This is a genomic window from Arthrobacter crystallopoietes BAB-32 (assembly GCF_000328305.2).
Taxonomy (GTDB): domain Bacteria; phylum Actinomycetota; class Actinomycetes; order Actinomycetales; family Micrococcaceae; genus Crystallibacter; species Crystallibacter crystallopoietes_A.
Genome location: NZ_ANPE02000309.1, coordinates 1 through 9,059, shown reverse-complemented (window position 1 = coordinate 9,059; position 9,059 = coordinate 1). Strand labels below are relative to the sequence as shown.

At 68.9% G+C, this 9,059-nt stretch carries 9 protein-coding genes; 3 read left to right on the top strand and 6 right to left on the bottom strand.

From position 1 onward, the window contains the following. Positions 1-613, bottom strand: a 613-nt coding sequence (locus tag D477_RS20510) for a wax ester/triacylglycerol synthase domain-containing protein (protein ID WP_005275168.1), incomplete at its 3' end; no start/stop codon positions are given. A 115-nt stretch (positions 614-728) separates the two neighbouring features. Between D477_RS20510 and D477_RS20505 the strand changes: the two genes are divergently transcribed. Beyond that, on the top strand, positions 729-1,265 hold the full coding sequence (locus D477_RS20505) for a flavodoxin domain-containing protein (protein WP_005275167.1): 537 nt from the start codon (positions 729-731) through the stop codon (positions 1,263-1,265). A 39-nt stretch (positions 1,266-1,304) separates the two neighbouring features. On the opposite strand, the gene D477_RS20500 is transcribed toward D477_RS20505, so the two are convergent. Next, the gene (locus D477_RS20500; RefSeq protein ID WP_005275166.1) at positions 1,305-2,078 is read right to left on the bottom strand and encodes an SDR family NAD(P)-dependent oxidoreductase; all 774 of its coding nucleotides are present in this window, start codon (positions 2,076-2,078) and stop codon (positions 1,305-1,307) included. A gap of 54 nt (positions 2,079-2,132) precedes the next feature. Continuing rightward, entirely contained in the window at positions 2,133-3,581 is a 1,449-nt protein-coding gene (locus D477_RS20495; RefSeq protein WP_005275165.1) for an aldehyde dehydrogenase family protein, read from the bottom strand. Positions 3,582-3,821: 240 nt separating this feature from the next. On the opposite strand from D477_RS20495, the gene D477_RS20490 reads away from it, so the two are divergent. Together D477_RS20490 and D477_RS20485 are read left to right on the top strand one after the other, a co-directional pair. After that, entirely contained in the window at positions 3,822-4,976 is a 1,155-nt protein-coding gene (locus D477_RS20490; RefSeq protein ID WP_005275164.1) for a 3-isopropylmalate dehydrogenase, read from the top strand. Between the two features lie 38 nt (positions 4,977-5,014). Then, entirely contained in the window at positions 5,015-5,356 is a 342-nt protein-coding gene (locus tag D477_RS20485) for a P-II family nitrogen regulator (RefSeq protein ID WP_005275163.1), read from the top strand. A 93-nt stretch (positions 5,357-5,449) separates the two neighbouring features. Here the strand turns inward: D477_RS20485 and D477_RS20480 are convergent, their stop codons facing one another. From D477_RS20480 to D477_RS20470, 3 genes are read right to left on the bottom strand one after another with little or no spacing between them, the layout of a single operon-like run. Further along, positions 5,450-6,328, bottom strand: coding sequence for a 3-hydroxyacyl-CoA dehydrogenase family protein (locus D477_RS20480; protein WP_005275159.1), 879 nt, complete (start codon positions 6,326-6,328; stop codon positions 5,450-5,452). Further along, positions 6,325-7,794, bottom strand: a complete 1,470-nt coding sequence (locus D477_RS20475) for an aldehyde dehydrogenase family protein (RefSeq protein ID WP_005275158.1) — start codon at positions 7,792-7,794, stop codon at positions 6,325-6,327. Before D477_RS20475 ends, D477_RS20480 begins: the two co-directional genes overlap by 4 nt. A gap of 45 nt (positions 7,795-7,839) precedes the next feature. Further along, on the bottom strand, positions 7,840-9,000 hold the full coding sequence (locus D477_RS20470) for an acyl-CoA dehydrogenase family protein (RefSeq protein ID WP_005275156.1): 1,161 nt from the start codon (positions 8,998-9,000) through the stop codon (positions 7,840-7,842). Positions 9,001-9,059: the final 59 nt, after the last annotated feature.

The window sequence follows — 9,059 nt, the reverse complement described above, 5'->3', positions numbered from 1 at the left end:
CGGCGGCGAGCTGCCGCACCACGGCCGGCAGGCGGGCCAGCCCCGTAAGGCGGTCCCGCGCCGCGTCGATTGCCAGCTGCAGCGGCGACGGGAGAGGGTGGTCACGTCCTATCAGATCGTTGGGCAAAGCCTCAGCCGTGGCCAAGGCCTCAAGCACCGCCAGGCCGCCGATCCCGTCCATGAGGACATGATGGAAAACGAACACCAGCGCCGCCTGATGCCGGCCTGTTCCGGTGAGCAGGGTGGCCCTCCACAGCGGCCGGTCGCGGGGAAGCGGTGCCGTGAGCATGTCCGCGGCTACCTTGAGCACCGCCTCGTTTCCGCCTGGGGCAGGGCAGGGCGCCACGGTGAGGTGGCGGCCGGGGTCAAAACCGGAATCGTCGACCCAGACGGGACGGCCACAGCCCAGCGGTACTTTGAGGAGCCGCTGGCGGAGCCGGGGGACGGCGTGCAGACGCTGCGCAAGGGCATCGAGCAGCAGCCGTGCATCGCTGGCGTCTCCCATGCGTAGTGCCAGGACGGCACCGACCTGCATGGGTGCGGAGCCGGTATCGCCGGCCAGGGACATCAGGTCCTCGGCGCTGACGCGATCGATTCGTCCCTCATAACTCATGGCGACATTCTCCTTCGCCCATCGTGCCCTTGGTACGGCCGGAAGGCCGTCCGGTCTTCGCCGAGGCGGTTCCTGCCCGATGGTAGGCTGGGCGGCACCGGAAGGGGAGGGCAGGATGCGGGTTCTCATCGGTTATTCAAGTGCCCACGGATCGACGGCGGAAATTGCCCGGCGCATTGGCGAACTGCTCGAACAAGACGGCCTGGCGGTGGACACACTCGCGATACCGCAGATTACGGACCTCCACGGTTATGACGCGGTTGTGCTGGGCAGCGCCATCCACCAGCAGGCATGGATGCCCGAGGCCGCAGAGTTCGTGCACCGGCACGCCGCCGAACTGCTGGCCCGACTAGTGTGGTTGTTCAGCGTTGGCATGTCCGACGCCCTGCCCCGCCTCGTACGCGGTGCGGCGCGTACCGGCCAGGACCGGCGCCTGGCCCAGGCGCTTCGGGACGTCGTACACCCCCGCGGGCACCGCCTGTTCTCAGGAGTGGCCCAGGCAGAGCAATTCCCGGCGTGGATCCGAGTCCTGTTTCGGTGTGCCGGCGGGCGCTTCGGTGACTTTCGGGACTGGGTGCAGATCGAAGCCTGGGCCCGAGGGATCGCAGAAGGCGTGCGTTCTTCCCGGTCCGGCCAGCAGCCGGCGCAGTGACCGGCGGCGGGCTGGACGTATTCCGTTCGGGATGGACCTTCAGGCGTTGGGCGGGTCGAAGCGGCCGTCGATGGCGGTCCAGCCGCCGTCGACCATGAGGACGGAGCCGGTGACGTAGCTGGAGGCCTTGGACGCAAGGTAGACGACGGCGCCGGCCAGCTCTTCGGGTTTGGACCAGCGGCCGAGGGCGCCCTTTTGTGCGTAGGCGTTGTACCACTCGGGGCTGTTCTTGATCTGCGCGGTGAGCGGGGTTTCGACGACGCCGGGCGCGATGACGTTGACACGCACGTTCGCGGGGCCGAACTCCGCGGCGGCGGTGCGGGCGAGCTGGACGAGGCCGGCCTTGGTCGCGGCGTAGGCACCCTGGCCGGGCTCGACGGTGAAGGCGCGGATGGAGGCGAAGCCGATGATCGATCCGCCGCCGTTGGCCGCCATCTTCGGCGCGAAGGCCTGGATGAGGGAGAAGGAGCCGCGCAGGTTCAGGTTCACCACGCGGTCGAACTCTTCCATGCTGTAGTCGGCGATCCGCTTGCGGACATTGGTGGCTGCCGTGAAGACCAGCGCGGCGATGTCGGAGTATTCGTCGGCCGCGGCACGGACGGCGTCCGGATCAAGCACGTCCAGTACCGTGGACGTGGCAGAGCCGCCGATCATCGCGGCAGTCTCCTCCGCCGTCGTACTGTCCCGGTCCGCGCAGATGACGGTGGCGCCGTGCGCGCCGAGGGCGAGGGCGGCTTCGCGGCCGATCCCGCTGCCGGCGCCGATGACCAGGACGCGGTCGCCGTCGAACTGGAAAAGCCGGGTGTAGTCCATGGTGGTTCCTTCGTGCGGGAGGCGGAGCGGGGCGGGCCGAGGAGGTTGGCAGGCCTACGGGCGGATCATCGCCATGCGGGTGACAGTGAATTCCTCGATGGCGAAGCGCGGGCCTTCGCGGCCGATGCCCGAATCCTTCACGCCGCCGTAGGGCATGATGTCGGAGCGGAAGCCGGGGATTTCGTTGACGACGACGCCGCCGACCTCCAGTTCGTTCACCGCCCGGAAAGCGGTCTCAAGGGATTTGGTGTAGATGCCGGCCTGCAGCCCGTAGCGTGACTGGTTGACCAGCTCGATCGCGGCGTCGATGTCCGGCACCGTCTGCAGGCACACCACGGGGCCGAAAATCTCCTCGCACCACAGCTCCGCGTCGGCCGGGACGTCCGCCATCACGGTCGGCTGGATGCTGCGGCCGTCCAGTTTGCCGCCGGCCAGCACGCGCGCGCCGCGGGCGGTGGCGGCGTCGATCCAGCCGAGGATCCGCTGCGTAGACGCCTCATTGATGACCGGGGCGACCCGGGTGTCCGGGGAGCGTGGATCGCCGACGGTGACTTCGCCGAGCCGGGCCAGCAGCGCCTGTTCGAACTCCGCGGCGACCTGCTCCTCGAGCACGATCCGCTGGATGGAAATGCAGGCCTGGCCGTTGGCGTAGAAGCCCCCGCGGATCACCGCATCCACCGCGTCGGCGATGACCGCGTCCTTGGCCACAATGAAGCCGGTGTTCGAACCGAGTTCCAGCACTGCCTTCCGCGGTGCGGCATTGCGGGCAATTTCGTGGCCGACCGCGGCGGAACCGGTGAAACTAACGACGGCGGCGCGCGGGTCGCGCACGAGGGTTTCGCCGACGTCGATCCCGCCGGTGACGAGCTGGACCGCGGCGGGGGAGACGCCTTCGTTCGCGAGGACTTCGCGGATCAGGTGCACGGCCCACAGCGTTGCGAGCGGCGTGTTGGGGGCGGGCTTGATGATGATCGGGCAGCCGGCGGCCAGGGCCGGAGCGACTTTGTGGCTGGCCAGCAGCAGCGGATAGTTGAAGCCGGCAATGCCAATAACGACGCCGGCGGGTCGCCTGGTCCAGTAGCCCACCATTCCTTCGCCCAGGGGCTGGAGGTCGAGCGGCACGGTCTCGCCGTGCGTGTGCGCGACTTCTTCCGCGGCGGCGGCCCAGGTGGTGAGGGTACGGGCAACTTCGGTGCGGCAGTCGATGAGGGGCTTGCCGGTTTCGAGGACCAGCAGCTCCTCGAGTTCGGTTCGGCGGGCGGCCAGGGCGTCGTGGATTGCCATGAGCAGCGCGCGCTTGCGGCCGGCACCGAGGGCGGCGATTTCCTTGAAGGCCTTCTCGGCTGCGTCCAGGGCCTGCCGGGCATGGCCGACGGTGCCGACCGGGGCGTCGGCTACGACGGAGCCGTCGAACGGGAAGACAACCGGGGCAGTGTCCGTGCACGGCAGCCAGCCTTCGCCGATGGGCAGGCCGTCCGGGTGGGCCTTCGAATAGCTGGGCACCGTTCCTCCTCGGCTCGTTGACTGGTCAGACCAGTTACTGTGCAGGCTAGCAACGCCTGTGGTGCAGGTCAACAATGTCAGTGGCGCATGCCACAATTTCGTCACGAAGCCGGCAGCGATTGACAGGACCGGCGCGTGGAGGCAACAGTCACAGCAGGACGGGCAGCCATGCCGGCCAGCCATGCGGGCAGCCGGCGCGGCCGCCGTCCCCTCCGCAGCCCCACCAGAAAGGCAAGCTCTGTGCGCAACCATCGGATCGCCGTCGTTCCCGGTGACGGGATTGGCCCGGAAGTCATCGACGCTTCGCTCGAGGTGCTCGCCGCCGCGGAAAGCGCATTCGGCTTCAGCACCAGGCTGACCCGGATCGAGGCCGGCGCCCGGCACTACCTGCGCACGGGCGAGCTGTGGACGGCGGAACTGGAGGAGCAGCTGCGCGGCCACGATGCCGTGCTGTTCGGCGCGATGGGCGACCCGGCGGTCAAGCCGGGCATCCTGGAACGCGGCTTCATCCTCGCCATGCGCAAGGCCTTCCAGCAGGCGGTGAACCTGCGTCCGGTCAAGCTGTACGAGGGGGTGGCGACGCCGATCGCCGGGCTCACGCCGGAGCGCTGCGACCTGGTGATTGTGCGGGAGAACACCGAGGGCGCCTACGTCGGCCGCGGCTCAACCGTCCACGCGGGCACGCCACACGCCGTGGCCGTGCAGGAGTCGGTCAACACGCGGCCCGGTATTGAACGCGTGGTGGAGTATTCGTTCCGGCTGGCGCAGCAGCGGCGGAAGAAGCTGACGCTGTGCCACAAGAAGAACATCCTCATCGAGGCCGGCAACCTGTGGCAGGACACGGTGGACGAGGTCGGCGCGCGCTATCCGGACGTGGAGGTGGACTACGTGCACGTGGACGCCATGTGCTTCCACCTGCCGGTCGCGCCCGAGCGGTTCGACGTCGTCGTGACGGACAATCTCTTCGGTGACATCATCACGGATCTCGGCGCGGTCATCCAGGGCGGGATGGGCGTGGCCGCCAGCGCCAACCTGAACCTGGACGGGTCGGCACCGAGCATGTTCGAGGCGATCCACGGCTCGGCGCCGGATATTGCGGGACGCGGCTGGGCGAACCCGGTGGGCGCGGTCTTGTCCACGGCGATGTGCCTGGCGTCGCTGGGCGAGCGCGAGGCTGCTTTGGCGATCGAGGCTGCTGCCGTACAGGTGCTGGCCGCCCTGCCGGAACTCTCCGGGCCGGGCATGGGGCTGGATACCGCCGGCGTCGGCAAGGAAATCGCATCGCTGGTGGGTGCCGGGCTGCCGCAAGTTGCAGGACGGTCGGTCATGGAGGATCTGGCCGGGACTAGCGGGAAGCACGGGGCTGGTGTTTCCACGCCCGGCAAAAGCGCGTAGCCTGCCGGAAAAGAAACCAGCCGTGGAAGGGGCAAGCCATGCAGCTTGTGACGGCCGTGATCCAGCCCGAGAAGGCCGGGGCGGTGAAGCAGGCCCTGCAGGATCTCGGCGTACGCGGGATGACGATTTCCCAGGTGGCAGGGATGGGCCGGCAGGCCGGGCACACCGAGACCTACCGCGGCGCCAAGGTCCAGTCGGACACCGTGGACAAGGTGCGGATCGAGGTCCTGGCGCACGATGAGGACCTGGACGGCGTTATCGAGGCCATCGTCGCGGCAGCGCACACCGGAAACATCGGCGACGGCAAGATCTGGGCCGTCCCGGTCACGCAGGTTGTGCGCGTGAGAACCGGCGAGCACGGGCCGGACGCGATCGACTAACCGCCCGCGCCGGCCCTCCAACCACTGCTCAGCAGGTGCCCCGTTTTCGTCTGAATAGGGGCACCTGCTGCGTCCTCGATCCGGCGGAACGGGCTACTTTTCGTAGTTGTACCAGCCTTGGCCGGTTTTGCGGCCGAGTTTGCCCTGGGCGACGAGGTCGGCGATGGCCGGGTGGGGCCGGTCGGCGTCGTCACCGGTTTCGGCGTAGGTGGCTTCGGCGATGAACTGGATGACGTCCAGGCCGACCATGTCCATCAGCTCGAAGGGGCCCATGGGGTGACCCAGCGCGGTTTTGGCGGTGGTGTCGATGTCCTCGAGGCTGGCAATGCCGGCGCTGTGCAGGGCGAGGGCCTCCTTCTGGATGGCGCCCATCAGCCGGTTGGCGACGAAGCCGGGGATTTCCCGGTTGATCAGCACCGGCTCCTTGCCGAACCGCCGCGCCAGCTCCAGCGTGGTCTCCACCGTGGCGTCGGATGTGCGCTCGTGCCGGACGACCTCGACGCACTTCATTACCAGCGCGGGGTTGAAGAAGTGCATGTTGCAGACCTGCTCGGGCCGTCCGCTGGCCTCGGCGACCTTGGACGAGCCGAGGGTGGAGGAGTTGGTGGTGAGGATGGCGTGGGCCGGGGCGAGCCGGCCGAGCCGCTCGAAGATCTGCTGCTTGATGTCCAGCCGCTCGGTCGCGGCCTCGATCACGAAGTCCGCATCCGCCGCCGCCGCGTCCAGGTCGGTGGTGAAGGCCAGCCGGCCCAGCGCCGCCTCGGCGTCTTCGGCGCTGGTTTTGCCCTTGGCGACGTTGGCCTGCATCCGCCCGGCCAGCTGTTCCTTGGCTCGGGTGAGCATGTCCTCGGCGATGTCCTGGACGCTCACGCGGTAGCCGGCCAGGGCTGCGACCATGCCGATCTGCGAGCCCATGGCACCGGAGCCGATGACCAGGACATGCTTGATGTTCCCGATGCCTCCAGCGCTCATGCCTTCGCCTCCCCGCCGCGCAGGTAGACGGTCGTGGTGTGCGTGAAGAATTCCTTGGCGGCGGCGCCCTGTTCCTTGGGGCCGTAGCCGGATTTCTTCGCCCCGCCGAACGGCACGTGCGGGTCGGCGCCGGCGGATTCGGAGTTCACATGCAGGATGCCGACGTCCAGGTCATCGATGGCATCCAGGGCGCGGGTGACGTCCTGGGTGAACAGCGCCGCGGAGAGACCGAATTCGCTGTCGTTGGCCAGTTGGAAGGCCTGTTCGGTGCTGGTGGCCCGGCGGACGGACAGGACCGGCCCGAAGAGTTCCTCGGTCCAGACATCCAGCTGCCGGTCGGCGGGCAGCTCCAAAATTGTCGGTGGGACGAAATAGCCTGAGGCGAGCAGGCCGTCGTCGTACGCTGTGCCTCCGGCCACCAGCTCCGCGCCCTGGGCCAGGGCCGTGCTGATGCCGTCCAGGATGGACTTGCGTGCGGCGTCGTTGACCACCGGGCCCATGGCCACGGCAGGGTCGGTCGGGTCGCCGACCGTCAGGGAGGAGGCGCGTTCGGCGAGCGTATCGAGGAACTGGTCCGCGATGGACTCGGCGACGATCAGCCGCGAGGTGGCGGTGCACTTCTGCCCGGTGGAGCGGAAGGCGCCCAGCATGACCTGCTCGGCGGCGAGTTCCAGGTCCGCGTCGGCCAGCACGACGGCGGCGTTCTTGCCGCCCATTTCGGCCTGCACCGGGATGCCGCGGGCGGCGGCCTCGGCGGCGAGGCGGCGGCCGACTCCGGTGGATCCGGTGAAGGTCAGCCCGTCCAGCGCCGGGTGCTCGACGATCGCGCTGCCGATGGAACCCGGGCCGATGAGCAGGTTCAGCACGCCGTGGGGCAGGCCGGCGGCCTCCAGCGCCTGGGCCAGCCGCATGGCCAGCAGCGGCACGGTGCTGGCCGGCTTCCAGACCACGGTGTTGCCGTAGGCCAAGGCCGGGGCGATCTTCCAGGCCGGGATGGCGATCGGGAAGTTGAACGGTGTGACCACGCCGATCACGCCGAGCGGCTTGCGGGTGACGAGGATCTTTTCGCCGCGCCGCGGGGAGGAGAAGATCTCCCCGGCGGTGCGGTCGCCATCGTTGCCGTAGTACCGGAGGATCTGGGCTGCCCGCAGGACCTCGCCCTGACCCTCGGCGGCAGTTTTGCCCTCCTCGCGGGCCAGCTCCAGGCCCCACGCTTCGGCCTGCTGTTCCAGCACCGCGGCCGCTCGCAGCAGCACCGCGCCGCGCTCGTGCGCCGGAGTGCGTGCCCAGTCCCGCTTGGCGGCGGCCGCCGCGGCCATCGCCTTGTCGACCTCGGCGGCGCCGGCCTGCAGGCCCTGCGCCACGGTCTCCTCGGGATGGGCCGGGTTGGTGCTGGTGATCGGGGAACCATCGCCGTCGAGCCAGGCGCCGTCGATGTAGTGCTGCAGGTGAACCGCAGAAGTCATGCGTGTTGCTCCTTGGAGGTGTGCGGGCAGGGCAGGCAGGCCAGCCTACCGGAAGGCCGGGATGCCGGTGATCTTGTTGCCGAGGACCAGGGTGTGGACTTCGTCGGTGCCCTCGTAGGTGCGGACGGATTCGAGGTTGTTGGCGTGGCGCAGCGGCGAGTAGTCCAGCGTGATGCCGTTGCCGCCCAGAATGCTACGGCATTCGCGCGCGATCTCGATGGCCTCGCGGCAGTTGTTGAGCTTGCCGACGCTGATCTGGTGCGGCTGCAGTTGCCCGGCGTCCTTCAGCCGGCCCAGGTGCAGGGCGAGCAGGAAGCCCTTGTTGATCTCCAGCGCCATGTTGACCAGCTTCTCCTGGGTGAGCTGGTAGCCGGCCAGCGGCTTGTCGAACTGCAGGCGTTCCTTCGAGTAGTCGACGGCGGTCTGCCAGGCGTCGCGGGCGGCGCCCATCGAGCCCCAGATGATGCCGTACCGGGCTTCGTTCAGGCACTCGAACGGCCCGCGCAGCCCCTTCGCGTGCGGCAGGACCGCATTCGCGGGCAGGCGCACGTCGGTCAGTTCGATGTCGCACTGGATCGACGCGCGCATGGACAACTTCGGCTCGATCGGCGTGGCTTTGAAGCCCGCGGTATCGGTCGGCACCACGAAGCCGCGGACGCCGTCGTCGGTCTGCGCCCAGATGACGGCGACCTTGGCCACCGAGGCCAGGCCGATCCAGCGCTTGGCGCCGTTGAGGATCCAGTCGTCCCCGTCGCGCCGGGCGAAGGTCTTCATGCTCGAGGGGTCCGAGCCGGCGGTCGGTTCGGTCAGGCCGAAGCAGCCGATCGCCTCGCCGGCGGCCATCTGCGGCAGCCACTCGTTCTTCTGCTCCTCGGAACCATGCTTGTAGATCGCGCTCATCGCCAGGGAGCCCTGCACCGAGACGAACGTGCGCAGCCCGGAGTCGCCCGCCTCCAGCTCGGCACCGGCCAGGCCGTACTCCACCGCCGAGCGGCCGGCACAGCCGTAGCCCTTCAGGTGCATTCCGAGCAGGCCGAGCTTGGCCATTTCGGGCACGATTTCCAGCGGGAAGACCGCGTCCTCGTACCAGCCGGCGATGTTCGGCTTGATGGCGGTGTCGACGAAGGAGCGCACGTTCTTCTGCAGCAGCCGCTCCTCCTCGGTCAAGAGGGATTCGAAGCTGATCAGGTCGTAGTCGAGGGACATGGGGTCGCTTTCTCTCGGGGTGGTGGGCGGGTGCGGGCCGGCGGCGCCGGGCCGGGCGG